Here is an 18422-nt window from a genome sequence, read left to right as displayed (position 1 = left end):
TAGAATTCCAGATGCATTCTCAATAAATATGTACCAGTTAAAAATAATCTAATTATCCCTAACAATAAACTACTATACTGCCAAAAAAAATGATTCACAACCCAGAAAACTTACTATTTGCAGTGTAGATTTTAATAGGTAAACGAAGATATTTAGTGTTATAGTCTATGTATTTTGAAGTTTAGACGATATTTTTATGAAAATTCAAAGGGGAAATAATATAAAAAACAAGTATGCTCAAAACTGAGTCAATTTTAGTTTAATTAAAATTTGGCTAAAATCTTATTTTTTTATTTCTCTTTAAGTCTTTTTGCCTATTAAGGAATGTCATTTCTTCTAGAAAATATTATTGTCTTACTTAGTTTTTATTATGGAAATAAAATATAAATATGTAAAAAAAGGCTTTTCTTTATTCGTAAAAGAACAAAGAGAAAGCCTTTTATTTTTATGGCTGTCTGGGATTGCCGATGATACCTGGCAATATGTTTGGGAGTCCCGGCAATAATGGAGGTGGGAAGCCGGGGAATTGTCCTCCTGGAAACGGCGGATATGGCCTTGGTGGTTGTGGTGGATAAGGCTGCGGTGGATATGGTCTTGGTGGTTGTGGTGGATAAGGCTGTGGTGGATATGGTCTTGGTGGTTGTGGTGGGTAAGGCTGCGGCGGATAAGGTGGCGGATAAGGTGGCGGATAAGGTGGTGGATAGGAGTTACCAGGAGGTATTCCTGTACCAGCAGCTGTTATTTGGCTAACATCAACAGTCACCAACTGACCGTTATCTAATTGGATTTCGGCTGTTCTGCCTCCTGTGCCAAATGTTCGAATCAATGTACCTGAATAAGTCCCTGTAGGAAGTGTCACCCATATTTTCATACCTGGACGGAATTGACTGTTAAAATCTTCAGGAGCCAATCTAGGATAAACCAATGAAACACACCTTTCTTCACTTTTCTTTAACATATGCCTACCTACTGTGAGTGTTGTAGGCAATAGGCTAATTAATAATTAAATGTGATTTTGTTATAAAATATAACAATTTTCATTATAATAGGGGAAAAGAGCTAAAGGATGTTTAGCAGATGGCAATCATAAAAATAAAAAAAATCAAACTAAAAAATTTACGGAATGTACGACATGGTGAGGTAACTTTAGCAGTTAGCTTCGAGAGCTTTTTACAAGCAAATGTTGTTGGACTTTACGGACAAAATGGCTCTGGGAAGACAACCATTGTCGATGCATTTGGTTTATTGAAGACCCTTATTTCAGGTTGGCTTGCTGAAGTGAAGCTACCCCCGCAAGAAAAGCGGTTAATTTTAGCGGGTGAGGATACAGCCAGTCTCGATTTTGAATTTTTAGTTGAGAATCAATTTGGCACATTCTTTGTCCATTATTATGTGGAGCTGCAGGAGGATCAACATCGGCTCTATACAACACTGGAACGACTGACGTATAGAGAAAATGACAAAGGAAAACGGTCAAAGGTGTTAATGGCTATGACAGAGAAAGGTATCCAAATACGTAACTTAAATTTGCCTGATCTGAGTGAACAAGCACGTATTCAATTGCTTGTTATTCAGCAATTAGCAAGAAAGGAATATAGATCTTTTCTTTTCCATAAGGATTTGAAGCCATTATTACAGGAACGGTTGACCGAACAAGAGATTCAGTTAATCAAAAACATAGCTGTTGATTTTAATCGAGATTTACATGTAGTGAATAACCAAAATATTGCCCCGTTATTTGAAGAACGGATCATGCCATTTAGTATCCATTTAGAGAAAACAAGAGGGCAAATTCCATATGATTTAAAGGGTCCTGCCTTATTGCCAGAGGATGAATTCTATGCTTTATGTGAAGTGATTGAACAGAGTAACCGAGTGCTAGCTGCTATTATTCCAGGTCTGACTATTAAGATTAATATCATTACAAAGCAGACAATGGATGATGGGGGACAAGGCATCCGTTTTGAATTTTTATCGCAGCGTGGAGAGCAGGAATTACCTTTGCGAACAGAGTCAGAAGGGATATTAAAGATTATTTCGATTCTTAGTGTATTGATTGCCGTATATAACAATCCAAATGCTTGTGTCGTTATTGATGAATTAGATTCAGGCGTTTTTGAATATTTGCTAGGTGAGTTGTTAACAGTGATAGATGAGGATGGAAAAGGACAGCTTGTTTTCACATCCCATAATCTACGAGTGTTAGAGGTGCTAGCTATTAAAAGTTTATGGTTCACGACAACAAATGAAAATAAACGTTATATGCAGTTAAAGGGCATTAAAGAAATAAATAATGCTAGAGATGTCTACTTGCGAGCTATTCAGCTTGGTGGACAGGATGAAGAGGTTTATAAGGAGACCAAAACATTTAAAATTAAGCGTGCTTTTCGTAAAGCAGGTGTGCAACATGACTAAAAAGGTACTTTTAATCATTGTTGAGGGACAGACGGAGCAAATTATTTTAGAGGATTATTTGGATGCTCACTTCGCGGATACAACTATACGTTTTGATGTCCAGCGTGAGGATGTATTGACAAAATGGGATGCCCATAAACGCATCCCGAATATTAAAAACAGTGTTATACGAGTAATCCAGAGTTATTTAGATAAATATAAATTTTTAGCGAAGGATTTAACTGCTGTTGTTCATATAACAGATGCAGACGGTTGTTTTATCGCACCAGAATGCGTCAGGGTCGATGAGAATATCGAGCAAAAATTATTTTATACAGAGGATGCCATTTTAGTGAAGTCCGATAAGCGTAAAGAGCAAATTGAACAGCGCAATGAGATGAAGGCTAGGAACGCCCGAATTTTAATTGCGAATGACTATTTTAATATTAATCGCTTGAAAGTGCCTTATCAATTATTTTATTTCTCTACAAACTTAGAACATGTACTATGGGATGAGCGCAATGAAATCCCAACGGAGAAAATCCACAAGGCGGATAAGTTTATAGAAAACTTGTCTGGTACGATCGAAGAATATTTAAAAGCTTATTTGCCAGTCGATGCTGAACTACCCTATAGGGAAAAAATGAAAAAAAGCTGGTCGTTTTTAATGGAAGGAGGCCATTCATTACAGCGAGGAACGAATGTACCTCTTTTATTTGAAATGATAAAAACAGATGTACAATAAAACAGGTGACGTATGTAGTTTCGTCACCTGTTTTTGTTTTGTACCTCTTAATGCGTTTGTTCATAACTACGAATATGAGCTAAAATGGCTGGGTCCTTAATTTTAGTATCTTCACTTAGCATTAATAGCTTTGACATAATTTCAGCTGTTCGTGGATCATCATCCACCATAGGTAAGAATATGCGTCCACGATGCTGAGATGGGACAGCGACAATCGGTATCATTGAACCACCGACTTGATGGACCACACCACTGCCTAAATGCAAGGAATAGTTTGCTAATTTACCTTCAATAAGGACATGGTGTTTCTTCACTTCTACGTTGAGAAGTTTTAGTAATTTTGCCAATTCTTCAACGATAATAGTCCGCATTTCAACGGTAGAATGACTGGCCTCAGGGTCGACACCACCAACATGGGCAACGCTGACCACGAGGTCCATATCCCGCATAACCTCAGAGAAGATTGCAACTGGAATATCATCTAAGACGATATCTTTTCCTGTTAAACGATCGTAGAAATAAACACCTTCGACTGCAGGTGCTTCAATTTCTGCTGGAGTAAACCAGTCTGCCTGCGCATACAAGGATGCCACTATATTTTCTTTGTAATACACCTTACGAGGTCCAGTTTCATAACTAATTTGCCAGCCTCGTGTTTTTAGCAAGGCTACTGTTTGAGATGGATTAACTTGATGCCCCGCATAACGCAATGATTGTTTTAAACCCTTTTCGTCTGCATTTATAAGATATAGCTCACGGAACACTTGTTTAAATGGCTGTTGTATTTTGTGTTCAAACATATAGGCTTGCCATTGTCTCCATTGACCACTTTCAAGAAGATGGTAAGGGTGTGCAATCATTAAGGGTGTTGTCGGAGCAAGCTTCACGACATTACCTGATAGTACCTGTAAGCCCTCTGGTGTCATCATCCCAACATGCTCGCCGCTAATAAAGACAAGCTTTTGTAAAAGAGGAGCAAGAATCGGGTGAGCTAACAAGTTAATTAGCTCTTCCGCTGAAAATATGGTCTCTAATGCCATTGCCTGCTCTAGTGCTGGACGTGCACGTTTATATTGTTCTTGTAAATCTTTACGAGCTTCTTGAAGAGTAACAACATCAGCATGCTTTTTTAAAGCAGCAGGTATGTTTTTTAAACGTTTACCATCTTTTTCAACGATTATTGTAATAGCAGCATCCTCTTCAATTTGTAAATGCGCTGTTATTTGTTCGATAGACTGTGCTTTAAATAAATGCTGAATATCGTTAAAGGCTGATAGTTCCATTCTCCATATGAAGCGAGTAGCTTCTCCGTCCCCAGCGTTGCGGGCTAAATTTTCTAGTGCAATACTAGCTGCTCGTGACTCACTTGCCCTACGTTGAGCCCCAAATTGTTTACTTTCCTTTAAAAACTGTTGAATAAATTGGTAACGATGCAGAGCATCTTTGTCATCTGTTGTTTTTAATGGAATAAGTCCAAGTGCTCGCAGTTTATCTTTATTGCGCTTTTCCTGAATTTCTTTCATTAATGGCTTTGAACTAAGTGTGCCAATGGCTGTATCTGCATAAAGCTGAGCACGGCGGTGGTTGGCTCCTTCTGAAGCGTATTTGGCTGCATCATATACAAGTTTAAACTTCTTCGAGCCTAGTGTTTGATAAGCACTTTGGAACCATGCTAGATCAAAGGCGCCATCCCGAAAATCTTCTGCCGTTATGCTGGAGAAGAGGGCAATTTGATCTTTGGCAAAGTCTGATAAAGAATCTGTAGTGTGGGCGATAAAATACCAAGCAGATTCCTTTAGTCCTTCCCAGCCAATCACCTCGCTGACAAGATCAATCCAATGCTGGTTATACATCATAGCTTCAATTAAACGCTCTTTAGAAATCTCTGTTTTTTGCCATGCTTCTTTTAACTGCTGTGCGGTTTCTTCTTTTTGAGGATAGCAGCTAGTTAAAAGGCGAGAGAAGACATCTTTCTTCGTTTCTGCCTGCCATATATAGCCTCGTGAAAGCTTTTCACCATCAAGTGCCTGTAAAATTTGCAGGAAATAATCGATTCCTTCAAAGTAAGAAATGCTACTAGCAAGCTTGGTAACAGCTGTAGGAGTATCACCACGCTTTAGCTCGATAGCTAAGATGCGATCGATCGCTTGATTACGAATGGCAAGGAAATCAGCTAAGTCTTCAAATGATTGATAGCGATCCAACAGTTTACTTGGTTCAGTAAATATTTCTGAGGCAAGAGTATTCGTAAAAATAGCTTCATATAAATGGTCTTGCGTCAATAAGCCCACTTTAAATGCATCTAAATATTGGAATAATGATAGATCGTAGAGACTTGGGCTATAATTTTCTTTTTGCATACGCTTTGTTAGTTCTTCATTGATGGCAAGCATTTTAACATAGCCTTCATAAGTTGCATAATTAGATAGTCGATCGACAAATGCATCAATAATATCTAAGTCGACAATTGTAGAGGTAGATTGATAGTAGTAATAGCCTTTATCTCTTACTTCCACTCGCCACTGATCAGCTGGGATTTGATGTAATAGCTGAAGCACAATACCGGTTGCCTGTTCAAAGCTATTAAATGCTGGTGCATGTCGTTCTAGTAATGAAACTGCTTCTTTATGCAATAGTGTCTCTCCTGAAATATTTTTGATATCTTGCGACAAAACGGAAAAGATTTGCTGAAGCGTATAGTGATATTTCAAGGAGTTAAATTGGGCAACATATTTTTTCATTCCTTCATACTGAAAGAATGGTTTTATAAGAATATGGGCTGCTTCAGAAAGGTCATGAGCAGCAGGGTATTCTGATAGTTGATTATAAAAGTTGAAATAAGCTAAGTCTTCACCGCTAAAGGATGATGATTTAATCCACTGAACAATGGCTTCTGGAATAGGATAAACATCTAGACTGGCATTTCGCTGACTGTCTGTTTTAGAGGCCAAGATACTGTATTTTTGCCCTAAAGTAGTAGTCATTTTAGTGTCATTCCATTGATAAGTTTCATATTCAAAATTAGCATATTCATCAAGTATTTGAATAAGTTGTTCTATCTTGGAGAGAAGCTTATCTAAATCATATTGAAAGAATTTTTCAATAGGTGTAGGCGTTTGTACATATAAAGGTACAAGCTGTTGCCAAGGTTCTTCACCATTCATTTTAATCGCGCTATTGGCAATGCGATCGTATGGAATAGGAGCATGTGGTGTATATAAACCAAAGCCATTGTTTTCGTTATATTCGGGTACATCTCTTGCTACTAATTGTTCTAATAGTACTTGTTCATTTTTTGTTATCTTTGGTAATAGGGAGCACAATGTCGTAATTTGCTCGCTCGCTAAATTGTAGTCCTTAGAGGCTTCTAACAATAATTCAAGACCACCAAGCCTCTTTAGCTGCTTACTGTCTTTTATTAATCGTTCAGCACTTTGCAATACATGATCTTGTGGTTGAATTTTCAAGAGTGAAATAGCTTCTTTCCGGAGAGCCCCAGATTTATTGGCTAAAAGATCCTCGATTTTTGCTATTTCTTCTTTGGTTGGTGTCAATGCATGTATTTTCTTTAATGCAAGGGAACGATTGATGGAGCTTCGATCGCGTAATGAATTGAATAGAAACTCACGCTGTCCTTGAGTGATTGGATCAAGACAATAAATATTCAATAGGCCGATCCTACTTGATGGTGGATAAGCATCTGCATGCGCGATGATTCGTTGGAATAACTCTTCATCCTGTAGATGATGCGCAAGAATAATTTGTGTTGAAATTAAGTCTTCGAATGACAAGTGTACAAAGACAAAGGATAGAGGCTTGCCTGTAATGGATAGCCCATCTTTGGTCATTTCATTTTTTGCCCATTCAAGCTGTTCAAATAAAGGATATTCTATGCCCTGCAGCTGTGAATTTTCTTTCATGAAGCTTTGAAGTGTTTTATCCCATTCGTTATCTCTGGCATATTCACTATTGATATAGTGGTTGGCATGAAGGAAATTATCCCATGCAAATGCAAATATTTCGATATCCTTCGTTGTTAAAATTAATTCTTTTACAAAAGGTGCTGTAAAAGGTATTTTTGATAGGTTTTTCAAAAAAGCTAGTGTTGTAAGCTGAATATGCTTGTCTCGCTGTAAGAGATCATCCAACAGTACATCTAGCTTCGTATAATCTTTTGTCGAAGTCGCCCATAATGCGACATAAATATCAATGGTACGTTCACTTTTTAGCAGTTGTTCGGTGAAATGGTCATCTTCCATCGCTTGGATGGCTAAGGACAAAACTTCCTCCGTTATTTTTTGGTTTTCGAAGCTACTATAGCCAAGCCCCATCCATGTATCGACCGCTCGTATAACAGAGGAGAACCTTGTTAGTTGGTGCTCCTGAATAAGTTTCATCATGAAAAGCTGTGCATCTAGATTCCCGTGGTCAATATTTTCTACAATTGCTTGTCGAAGCCCTTCTTGACGTGCAGCCGCTACTAATAATTTTCCAAGCGCTTCGTGCATCCGACTATTGCTTGATTTAAAAATGCCACGAATGAGTGGATGACCGAAAAAGCTACTGCGGTGCTCATCAAATAAAATACTCTCTACTTTATCTTCAATGAGTGGATTTTCTATGGATAATTCTTCAGCAAGCAATTGCTCAAATACATGAAAGCCCATTACTTTTTCATTTTCGTTTTTCAATACATAGGAGCTATAGTTCGGGTAGGTACCATGCTCATATTGGCTATGGTGAGCTAGTAAATCCTCCAGACTTATTTCCTCAAATGTCAGCATTTCTTCTATTAATTGTAGACATTGAAAAAGATGGTCTTGTACGGGCTGTGCTGAACGAAATGATCGACGTAACATATTAGTTTGGAACATCGTAGCATCAAAACGTAAAGCTAGTTTTTTAATGTGGAGCGCGCGTTCCTGTGAAGAAAATAATATAAGCACTTCTAATAATGGTCCGCTAAATAGCTCCTCTAGTGATTGAACCTGCTGTTCTGTAATAAGCTTTTCAATATCGTAATCACGATTGTCCATATACTTTAATAATGCGGCTGCTAATGGCTGTATTGTTGACGGTGCGGTGTCAACTATACTTTGAAAATGTGTTTTTTGTTTATGTGATAGTGTCATGAGACATTCCTCCTTACCAAATTCGTCCTGCAAGCATGGTTAATCTAATAAATGTAAAAACATCGTCTTCCTGTACAGTTAGTGGCGAGTTAAGCGAATCTAGAGACTCCTCATTGTGAAGTACTAAGAAAAGCTCATCTTGAAAAGCCTGAAGCATTGTAGAGACAGCTTGGTCTACTGGCTGGAATGAATCACTTTTTTTCTCTCCAAAATGGATTTTGCCATGCTGAGCCGCATCAGCTAATTGCTGATCGGTTAAATAGAGATGGAGTGGCGTATCAACCATTTTCTCGTTATATTGTTGTACCTGTTGTGAGACAAGTTTAATAAGTATATCTTGTAAATTTATGACAGGTTCTTCGATGAAAAATGGAATCTGTTGAAGCTTACGTGATTTCTTACCGATTACTTTTTGTTGGTAAAATAAACGCAATCTAACACCTCCTTACAATAATTTCATTATACAAGAGTGATAACTATGAAAAGAATAAGGCATCCGACGCTAGTTGCATAATTATTTTTGGGAAATGTGTAACAAAAAATAGCATGTTACGGATTATTAGTAAGGTAGAAAGAGGGGGTAGGCTTGCTTAAAGATCTGTTGAAAATAGAACGTTTGTACGATTATTTTTATAGGGGTATGTATCAATTTGCGCTCTATAATATAAATACTATGGAAAGCAGAGGATATTACACAAGAAAATTTTTCAGGCTACTTCTACTATTAGAGAGTAATAGAAAGTGAACGCTTGTGTGGAAAATATAACGAAATGATGATGCTAAAACTATTATAAAGGATCTTTTATTCGCCAAATCTATAAAGCTAGAAGATTAGAAAATAAACCACGGTAACATCCTTTGCTACTTTGATGAATGGATTTTTATGTGGTTTCTAGAAAGACATTATTTCTTTTCTTATCTCATAGACTTTATAGGTATGATTTATCAAGCTAGAAGGAGGCAAGATCATTCAAATACATGTTGTACGGGCTGGCGAGTCTTTATGGGGTATTGCGCAGGCGTATGGGACTACGGTTCAAAGTATTGTAGATGCCAATCAAATTCCAGACCCAAATCGTTTAGTTGTGGGGCAAGCTCTTGTGATCCCTATTGTTGGTAGCTTTTATTATGTACAGCCAGGAGATAGTTTATGGTCAATTGGACAACGCTTCGGTATTAACTATGTAACACTTGCGCAAGTCAACGGTATTAACCCAAATCAACCATTAGCTGTTGGGATGAGATTATATATTCCGCAACCACCAAGAACAAGAGCAGAAACATTAGCATACTTAGAGCCAAGAGGTACTTCGGTTAGTGAGGTACTTTTAAATCAAGCTAGGGAAGCGGGTCCCTATTTAACATATTTAGCTTTATTTAGTTATGAAGCCAGACGGGATGGCACCTTACGGATACCGCCTAGTCAAGGTGTAACTCAAATTGCGGATGATACTGGGGCTTCTTTGGCAATGGTCGTTACGAATCTGGAGAATTTCAGTTTTAGTGGAGATCTGGCGAGAGATATTTTTCAAAGTACAGCTGTTCAGGACTTGCTCTTTGATAATATTCTTGCGGAGGCTAGAAAGCTAGAGGACGTTAAGGATATCCATTTTGATTTCGAAAATTTACCAGGTGATCAACGAGAAGCCTATAACAATTTTTTAAGAAGAGCGGTGGAGAAATTCCATGCTCAAGGATACACGGTATCTACTGCTTTGGCTCCAAAAACAAGTGCAAGTGATCGAGGTCCCTGGACTGCGGGGCATGATTATAGGGCACATGGTGAGATAGTGGACTTTGTTTTATTAATGACCTATGAATGGGGTTATTCTGCGGGACCACCAATGGCCGTTTCCCCACTTCCTGAAGTGGAGGCCGTTGTCAAGTATGCGGTGAGTGAAATACCTGCCAGCAAAATTATGCTAGGACAAAATTTATATGGTTATGATTGGACATTACCATTTGTACAAGGGGGTCCATTTGCTGAAGCATTGAGTCCTCAACGAGCTATTGAGATTGCCAAACGTTATAATGCGGCAATTCAATATGATTGGAGAGCACAAGCTCCTTTTTTTGAATACTATGATGAACAGGGTAGAGCGCATATTGTATGGTTTGAAGATGCAAGATCCATTCAAGCTAAATTTAATCTAGTCAAACAATATAATCTTCGTGGCATTGGCTATTGGAAATTAGGATTACCGTTCCCTCAAAATTGGGTATTAATTGGTGCTAATTTTGATGTGGTGAAGAAATGACACAAGGCAAAAGAATAGGGTTTATCCAATGTATTTTCTTCTAATTTGGTAATTATCTGTCAAGTGGCTTCTAAGTATTGGAAAATACATTATGATTATAGTGAAATATATTATAGGAGGTATATTTTGTATAAATTTAAAAAGTTAGGAATCATATTAACATCAACGGCATTTTCTGTTGGTATTTTTGCACCCATATCGCAGGCATCAGCAAATGTAAAAGAAGCAACGGAGCGTATTGAAATTCAGGTTGCTTCAACTGAGACAAAAATTACAAAAGATATACTGATAAAAAAGCTACGTTCCCTATTCCCGGAAGAGTTCAAATTTGTAGCGGATCAAGACTTCAATTCTGGACCTATACATTTCTATAGAGATGATAAAACGGTTCGATATGAATTAAATTTCTATAAAACAATTAAAGATAAAGATGTACATGGTAGTTTTGTATTTAAGGGCGACAATTTAGAATTAGAAAACTTTTATTATCAACCTGCAAATATGGAAGAAGCAATTTATCCAGCAAAATATACAGAGAGTGAAGCCCAAGAAATTGCACGAAAGTTCATGGGTAAATTTGTGAATTCAGATAATTACAAACTTCGTGATGATCATAACGAATATGGTTTTAATATTACTAGGCCATTATCAGAACCAATTACTTACTACTTTGTCTATTCACCAATTTATAATGGGGTTCTGATAGGTGATCAAAGTATTACTATTAATGTTCTGGCAAATGGTGAAATTACGGGAATGTCTAACAATGCAGAGTCTATTAGTAAAGCTTCTTTTGATCGTTTAGATCAAAAAAAGAAAGAAGATGATATGCTGGCTCAAGTTCGTGATAATCTAGCTGTCGAACTTCGTTATTATATTGATTACGATTACAGATCTGATCAACGTAATGTGAAACTGGTTTATGCGCCTGCCATAGGGTTCAACGGTGTACATGCTCTAAATGGGCAATGGCAGACAGCAAATGGTTTCACTGAACAATTACCGAAGACAAAGAGTGTTGAAAAAATTTCAGCACAACCGTTACCACCAAGAAAGAACAGTATGACGGTAACTGAAGCTGAAGAATTCGCGAAAGATTTCTTAAAAGTTGATGAGAGTAAAGCAAAGCTTACTATCGATTTAGTAGATGAAAGAGAAAATGACAATGGTGAGACGATATACTTTGTAAACTATACGTATATGTTTGGCAATAATGGATCTGGTAGCTCTTTAGAAATTAATAAGGCGACAGGTGAACTAGTTCAGTATCATGACCTATCGAGAGATTTTTTAACAGATAACCAAGTAAACGCTATTTCTAAGGATGCTGCATTGAAGAGGGCAACTAATTACTTGAAGGAATGGGCCCCATCGTATTTACATGAATATTCAATGCCAATTGAGGAAGCTGTATATGATCAATATAGTAAGGAATATTACTTCACCTTCCCACGCATTATGAATGGAATTGCAGTTGTAGGAGATGGATTATATGTAGGGATTGGCTCTGATGGATCTTTACGCTCACTAAGTGTATATAAGCAAAAGATAGATAACTGGCAGCCAATTAATAATGTCATATCAGCGGACAAAGCAAAAGAAGCTTATAGCAAAGCACTTACATTGCAACTCCAATATTCAAAACAAGATACGGAGAGTAAACTACATTACGATTTAGTATACGCACCTACTTACAGTGGTAGTTTATATAACCAGATCGATGCTATTTCTGGTGAATGGTTATATAACGCAGATGAATCCAAGGAGAAACCAGTTATTTCTCATCCAACAGCTGCCAAAGAGCTAAATTATTTATTCAATCAAAATGTGTTAGATGTAAAAGATATAGCCAACTTTAATGCGGACGCTGCTATAACAAAAGGAGAAGCATTGAAAATTTTATTACACTCGTTAACATACGGTTACTACGGTAACAGAGATGGGGAAAAGCAAACCTTCACAAATATTGATAAAAAACATCCTCTCTATGTGGTAGTAGAACAAGCTGTTAAAATGGGCATCATTCAGCCTGCTAATCAATTTGCATTAGATGCTACTCTGACTCGCCAAGAGTTCGCAGTGTGGTCGATCAAACTATTACAATTAGACAATGTTGCTAAATATAAAGATATTTATAAATTAAACTTTGCTGATGCAGCTTCAATTGATCCAGCGTATACAGGCTATATTGCATTAGCAAATGGTATGGGTCTAATTGACGCACAGCAAAATAACTTTAATGCTACGCAGAGTGTGTCATATGCTGATTTGGCTGTCTCAACAGTCCGTTTAGCAAAGGTTATTCAAGAAAATAAAGTTGATCGTAATTTCTATTATTAAGTTGTATGTCACGAAAGGGCATTTCCTCATTTGAGGAGATGTCCTTTTTTGGTTAGTTTATAGCAGAATGGGGAAATAATATGAAAAGAAGGGAGTGTACAATTGGATGAAATTAAAACTATTATTAACGATTTCTTTCGTAATGGTTATCCTTTATGGCTGTAATAAAGATGAGGTAAAGGATGTGCCTACTAATGCACCAGCAGATCAGAATGCTTCACAACAGACGGGTGATACGCCTTCAGACCAAGTGACATTCAATTTTTTAGAGTTTTCATTGGATGTTGATTATTCTGCAACGGAGTCATACGAGGTAGAGTATGAAAATAAAAAATCAGGAATCTCAGCGAAATTACAGGATGATCGACAAAATGTAAAGTTACAAGGTGATGAAGCCTATACAAAACTAGAGCCGTTATTTAAGCAGTTAAATTTTGATTCTACCACTCCAAATGATGAAGTGATTGATCAAGTAATTAAAGTTTTTAATATTGAAGATAACTATCAGTCCATTGAAGTCGAAGTAGAGTTTATGGACGGAAATGAAAAGGAATTTAAACGACTACCTTAAAAATGAGACAAGCCAGCTAAACGAAAAACGTTAGCTGGCTTTCACATGTATGAACATTAACGTTCCCAATGTCGATGCTTTGAAAGGAGCTGAATAAAAGAAGGTAAGTTATTAGCAACCCCATTTTTATTGGCGATATGCTGTGAAAACGATATATTTTTAGCAAGGCCAATTGTTTTAAAGTGCTGGTAGGCTTCTTCAATAAATTGTTCTGCTTTAATTTGTTGATGTGAATCATGGTAGGAACCAGTTACATAAACTCCATCGTAAAGTACGGAAGAAGCAGTGGCGAATGTTTCATGAATCTCAAAGCCATTTAGTAAGCCCTGTTTTGTACTAACTAATTCTACAACTATATTTTTGCTCAAGAGTGTAGCAATCAGGTCATTTAGGTTTTCCTCCGTATTATCTGCTACGATCACGGCTACTTTAAAAGTTTTGACACTTTCTACAGCATTCAAGATTTGGCTAACAGCAGGGGAAGTTTGCAGAATGTTCGGTACCTCTACTTGTACGGGTGGCACGATACCGATATTATCAGCAATTGCTGTTGCAAGTGTGTGGCTGACATGGGCAAACATATCGACAATTTGTTTTCGTATGCCTTTGTTTTTTACTTTACCAAGTTCGAAGCTAAAGGCATTGATAATATGTTCCTTTTCAATATCGGTCATACTCAACCAAAATAACCTAGCTTGTGTAAAATGGTCTTTGAAACTTTCACTGCGTGCGCGTACTTTATGACCCTCTACTTTTTCCTCAAAATGTGTATAACCACCTTCTGCCTCAGGGACGGGGGATGGTGTGTTGTCAGCTAAGGAATTTTTATGGTAGCTAACTTGCCCAACATTAATCGTTTGTCGACCATAGCCGTCTCGCTGATTATTATGGAAAGGACAGATAGGCTTATTAATAGGGATCTCATGAAAGTTTGGGCCTCCGAGTCTTATTAACTGTGTATCTGTATAAGAAAATAAGCGACCTTGTAATAAAGGGTCATTTGAGAAGTCAATGCCAGGTACAACATGTCCTACATGAAATGCAGCTTGTTCTGTTTCAGCAAAGAAGTTGTCCACATTTTTATTAAGCGTCATTTTGCCAAGGATACGGACAGGAACTTCTTCTTCTGGCCATATTTTGGTAGCATCGAGAATGTCAAAACTAAATTTAAATTCATCTTCAAGCGGAATAAGTTGCACGCCAAGCTCCCATTCTGGATAATCACCACGTTCGATGGAATCCCATAAATCTCTGCGGTGAAAATCAGGATCTTTACCAGCTATGATCTGTGCCTCCTCCCATACTAACGATTTAACACCAAGAACTGGCTTCCAATGAAACTTAACAAAGTGGGATTTTCCTTCGGCATTGATGAAACGATAAGTATTCACACCGAAACCTTCCATCATTCGGTAGCTTCGTGGAATCGATCTATCCGACATATGCCACATAACCATATGGGCAGTTTCCTGATTGTTCGCAATAAAATCCCAAAATGTATCATGGGCACTTTGCGCTTGAGGAATTTCGTTATTTGGTTCGGGCTTTACTGCGTGTACGAAATCGGGGAATTTAATAGCGTCTTGTATAAAAAATACAGGAATATTATTTCCGACCAAATCATAATTACCTTCCTGTGTATAAAATTTTGTAGCGAAGCCACGTGCGTCACGGACGGTGTCGGCTGAGCCTCTTGAGCCTGCAACGGTAGAGAAACGAACAAAGACTGGTGTTTTTGTTCCTTTACCATTTAAAAATTGTGCTTTTGTAATATCACTTGCACATTCATAGGTTTCAAAAATCCCATGTGCTGCCGATCCACGTGCATGTACTACTCTTTCTGGAATACGTTCATGATCGAAGTGCGTCATTTTTTCACGAAAATGAAAATCCTCTAGTAAAGTAGGACCTCGATCGCCAGCTTTTAAAGAATGTTCATCCTCTGATATTTTTAGTCCTTGATTGGTTGTGAGTGGTTGATTTTTATCACTTACTCGGAATGCTTCTAATTGTTGTTGTTTTTGATTGATTTCTTTTTTCATATATAGAATCCTCCTTTATAAGTTACAACTACCTTCTACCCGCAGAGGATGTTCACAAACATTTTCAGCTAACGCGTAAAATACGAAACAAAATGATTGCTGATTAAAAATGGATATGTTATTATTATCTCGAATTAAAGATAATCAAATTCGAAATAAGTGAGGGAGTCGTATGAAGGAAGACAATCGTAACTTAAAAGCATTTACGGTCTTGTTCCGAGCATATCAAACGATTCAGGAAGCAACAAAAAGGGATTTACTTCAATTTGACTTAAATCAAACCGAATTTTCGGTCCTTGAATTTCTGTATCATCGTGGCGAGCAGCCCATTCAAGTGATCGGTAAAAGAATATTAATTGCAAGCAGTAGTATTACGTATGTAATTGATAAGCTTGAACAAAAAGGCTATGTATATCGCAAATCATGCCCTAGAGATCGACGTGTCACTTATGTATTGCTTACGAATGAGGGACAGACTCTAATGGAAGAGATTTTCCCTAAGCATGAACAAAAAATAAATGAGATATTTGAAGTATTGGGGCCTCATGAGCTGGATGCAATGATTTTGTCCCTTAAAAAGGTTGGCAAAAATGCTAATGGACATTAAAAAAATTTAAATAAATATCTCGATTTCGAGATAAGTAGGAGGAGCATTGTATGAATCATTTAAAAGGTGTACACCATGTAACAGCTATTACAAGCAGTGCTGAAGAAAATTATAAATTCTTTACCTATGTATTAGGAATGCGCTTAGTGAAGAAAACAGTAAATCAGGATGATATTCAAACATATCATTTATTCTTTGCAGATGATAAAGGTAGTGCTGGTACAGATATGACGTTTTTTGATTTCCCTAACATTTCAAAAGGTGTACACGGTACAAACGAAATTTCAAAGACTTCCTTCCGTGTGCCAACGGATGCTTCTTTAGAATATTGGGAAAAGCGCTTCGATCGATTGCATGTAAAACATACTGGTATTAAAGAACAGTTTGGTAAAAAAACATTATCATTCGTGGATTTTGATGATCAGCAGTACCAGCTTATTTCTGATGAGCATGATACAGGTATCGAATCAGGTACGCCATGGCAGGATGGACCTATCCCACTTGAATATGCTATTACAGGTTTAGGGCCAGTATTTGTTCGAGTAGCTGATTTTAATTACTTTAAAGATGTGTTAGAAAAAGTAATGCTGTTTACAAAGATTCGCGAGGACGGAGATTTCCATCTATTTGAAGTAGGTGAGGGCGGCAATGGAGCGCAAGTGATTGTAGAACACAATACTGTGTTACCAGTAGCTCGCCAAGGTTTTGGTACGGTTCACCATGCGGCCTTTCGTGTAGAGGATCGTGCAGTATTAGATGAATGGACTGCACGTTTTGAAAGCTTTGGTTTCCACACATCTGGCTATGTAAATCGTCATTTCTTTGAATCCTTATATGCACGTGTAGCGCCACAAATTTTATTTGAGTTAGCAACAGATGGGCCAGGATTTATGGGAGATGAACCGTACGAAACTTTAGGAGAAAAACTTTCATTACCACCATTCCTAGAACCAAAACGTACACAAATTGAAGGACTTATTCGTCCTATAGAAACTGTAAGAAGTTCCATTTCGTTCGATAAAGAATATGAGTAATATTTTTAATTCAGTAGAGAAATTTTTTCTCTACTGAATGGTTACATATTGAATTGGAGGTTTAATGAATGGAATTTTCCAAATTGATTGATAAGCGTCGCTCGGCGAACAACTTTTTAACGGACATTAAAATGACTGAGGAAGATATACGTCCAATTTTAGAGGATGTCAAGCTCGCTCCATCGGCCTTTAACTTACAGCATGCCAATTACATCGTTGTGTTGGATGAAGTTATGAAGGAAAAAGTAAGAGAGGCTGCATATGGTCAATATAAAGTGCATTCAGCTTCTGGGGTCATTCTTGTATTAGGTGATAAAAAAGCTTATAAAAATACGGCAGAACTAAGTCAAGGTATGGTGGATTTAGGGATTATCACAACGTATGAGCTTGAAGAAATAGTTGCTGAGAATACTCACTTTTATGAAGACCGTGGCGAGGCATTTATGAAAGATGAAGCGATTCGAAATGCATCTTTGTCTGCCATGTTATTTATGCTAGCTGCGAAAAATCGTGGCTGGGACACTTGTCCAATGATTGGCTTCGATAATCAAAAAATGCGTGACCTTTTCAATGTATCAGAAGAGCAAGAAATAGCACTCATGATTACTATTGGGAAAGAAAAAGAAAGCAGTCGTCGTTTACGCGGTTATCGTAAGCCAGTTGAAGAATTTGCCACTTATTATTAAAGTTGTATAAAATACAATAGTTATTTAAATACTAAGAATTATGTACATTTAGGAGGAAACATCGTGAAAGTAGTAGCCATCGTAGGGAGTATCCGTAAAGAATCTTATAATATGCAATTAGCTCAATTTATTGAAAAACGTTATACAGAGAAATTGGATCTAGAAGTGTTAAGTTTGAAGGATTTACCAATGTACAATCAAGATATCGAAAATGAAGCACCACAAGCAGTTCTTGATTTTAAAGCAAAAGTAAAGGCTGCAGACGCAGTGTTATGGGTAACACCAGAATATAATGGAACTGTTCCAGGTGTAATGGTCAATGCAATTGATTGGTTATCTCGTGTAGATAAAGTAATGATTGGCAAGCCATCTATTATAATGGGTGCATCAATGGGTAACCTAGGTACTGTAAAAGCACAATTGCATCTACGTGATATTTTATTCTCTCCTGGCATTAACTCACCATTACTAAGCGGCAATGATGTTTATATTGGTGCTGTGCATACTAAATTTGATGCAGAAGGTAATTTGACGGATGAAGGTACAGTGAAATTCTTGGATGTAGTCATCGATAACTTCTTAAACTGGGCAAAAAAATACATTTAAATTAAAA

At 37.3% G+C, this 18422-nt stretch carries 13 protein-coding genes; 9 read left to right on the top strand and 4 right to left on the bottom strand.

Going from position 1 to position 18422, the window contains the following annotated elements; genetic code table 11:
* Positions 1 to 445: 445 nt before the first annotated feature.
* On the bottom strand, positions 446 to 958 hold the full coding sequence (locus B3D94_RS12310) for a hypothetical protein (protein WP_291757439.1): 513 nt from the start codon (positions 956 to 958) through the stop codon (positions 446 to 448).
* A 119-nt stretch (positions 959 to 1077) separates the two neighbouring features.
* Between B3D94_RS12310 and B3D94_RS12305 the strand changes: the two genes are divergently transcribed.
* Both B3D94_RS12305 and B3D94_RS12300 read left to right on the top strand, forming a co-directional pair.
* Positions 1078 to 2415, top strand: a complete 1338-nt coding sequence (locus tag B3D94_RS12305; protein ID WP_069482788.1) for an AAA family ATPase — start codon at positions 1078 to 1080, stop codon at positions 2413 to 2415.
* Positions 2408 to 3139, top strand: coding sequence for a hypothetical protein (locus B3D94_RS12300; RefSeq protein WP_291757436.1), 732 nt, complete (start codon positions 2408 to 2410; stop codon positions 3137 to 3139). The genes B3D94_RS12305 and B3D94_RS12300 overlap by 8 nt, the downstream gene beginning before the upstream one ends.
* A 47-nt stretch (positions 3140 to 3186) precedes the next feature.
* Here the strand turns inward: B3D94_RS12300 and B3D94_RS12295 are convergent, their stop codons facing one another.
* Both B3D94_RS12295 and B3D94_RS12290 read right to left on the bottom strand, forming a co-directional pair.
* Positions 3187 to 8271: a DUF4132 domain-containing protein gene (locus B3D94_RS12295; RefSeq protein ID WP_069482786.1), complete on the bottom strand. Its 5085-nt coding sequence runs from the start codon at positions 8269 to 8271 to the stop codon at positions 3187 to 3189.
* 13 nt (positions 8272 to 8284) lie between these two features.
* The gene (locus B3D94_RS12290) at positions 8285 to 8704 is read right to left on the bottom strand and encodes a hypothetical protein (protein ID WP_291757434.1); all 420 of its coding nucleotides are present in this window, start codon (positions 8702 to 8704) and stop codon (positions 8285 to 8287) included.
* A gap of 652 nt (positions 8705 to 9356) precedes the next feature.
* Here B3D94_RS12290 and B3D94_RS12285 point away from each other — a divergent pair.
* From B3D94_RS12285 to B3D94_RS12275, 3 genes are all read left to right on the top strand, one after another.
* Entirely contained in the window at positions 9357 to 10529 is a 1173-nt protein-coding gene (locus B3D94_RS12285) for a glycosyl hydrolase family 18 protein (RefSeq protein WP_414673988.1), read from the top strand.
* Between the two features lie 126 nt (positions 10530 to 10655).
* On the top strand, positions 10656 to 12869 hold the full coding sequence (locus B3D94_RS12280; RefSeq protein WP_291757432.1) for a YcdB/YcdC domain-containing protein: 2214 nt from the start codon (positions 10656 to 10658) through the stop codon (positions 12867 to 12869).
* A 106-nt stretch (positions 12870 to 12975) separates the two neighbouring features.
* A complete protein-coding gene (locus B3D94_RS12275; protein ID WP_291757430.1) occupies positions 12976 to 13440 on the top strand; it encodes a YusW family protein in 465 nt (154 codons plus the stop codon).
* Between the two features lie 56 nt (positions 13441 to 13496).
* Here B3D94_RS12275 and B3D94_RS12270 read toward each other — a convergent pair whose 3' ends face one another.
* Positions 13497 to 15482 (bottom strand): catalase, encoded by a 1986-nt coding sequence (locus B3D94_RS12270; RefSeq protein ID WP_291757427.1) that lies wholly within the window; start codon positions 15480 to 15482, stop codon positions 13497 to 13499.
* A 172-nt stretch (positions 15483 to 15654) separates the two neighbouring features.
* On the opposite strand from B3D94_RS12270, the gene B3D94_RS12265 reads away from it, so the two are divergent.
* From B3D94_RS12265 to B3D94_RS12250, 4 genes are all read left to right on the top strand, one after another.
* Positions 15655 to 16089 (top strand): MarR family winged helix-turn-helix transcriptional regulator, encoded by a 435-nt coding sequence (locus B3D94_RS12265; RefSeq protein WP_069482780.1) that lies wholly within the window; start codon positions 15655 to 15657, stop codon positions 16087 to 16089.
* 50 nt (positions 16090 to 16139) lie between these two features.
* Positions 16140 to 17123 (top strand): ring-cleaving dioxygenase, encoded by a 984-nt coding sequence (locus tag B3D94_RS12260; protein ID WP_291757425.1) that lies wholly within the window; start codon positions 16140 to 16142, stop codon positions 17121 to 17123.
* 68 nt (positions 17124 to 17191) lie between these two features.
* Positions 17192 to 17809 (top strand): nitroreductase family protein, encoded by a 618-nt coding sequence (locus B3D94_RS12255; protein ID WP_291757423.1) that lies wholly within the window; start codon positions 17192 to 17194, stop codon positions 17807 to 17809.
* Between the two features lie 63 nt (positions 17810 to 17872).
* Positions 17873 to 18415, top strand: coding sequence for an NADPH-dependent FMN reductase (locus B3D94_RS12250; RefSeq protein WP_025117582.1), 543 nt, complete (start codon positions 17873 to 17875; stop codon positions 18413 to 18415).
* Positions 18416 to 18422: the final 7 nt, after the last annotated feature.

The sequence above is a fragment of the Lysinibacillus sp. UBA5990 genome (genome assembly GCF_002429815.1).
Classification (GTDB): Bacteria; Bacillota; Bacilli; order Bacillales_A; family Planococcaceae; genus Lysinibacillus; species Lysinibacillus fusiformis.
The sequence above is the reverse complement of the archived record's forward strand: the minus strand, read 5'-3'. Positions and strand labels throughout refer to the sequence as shown.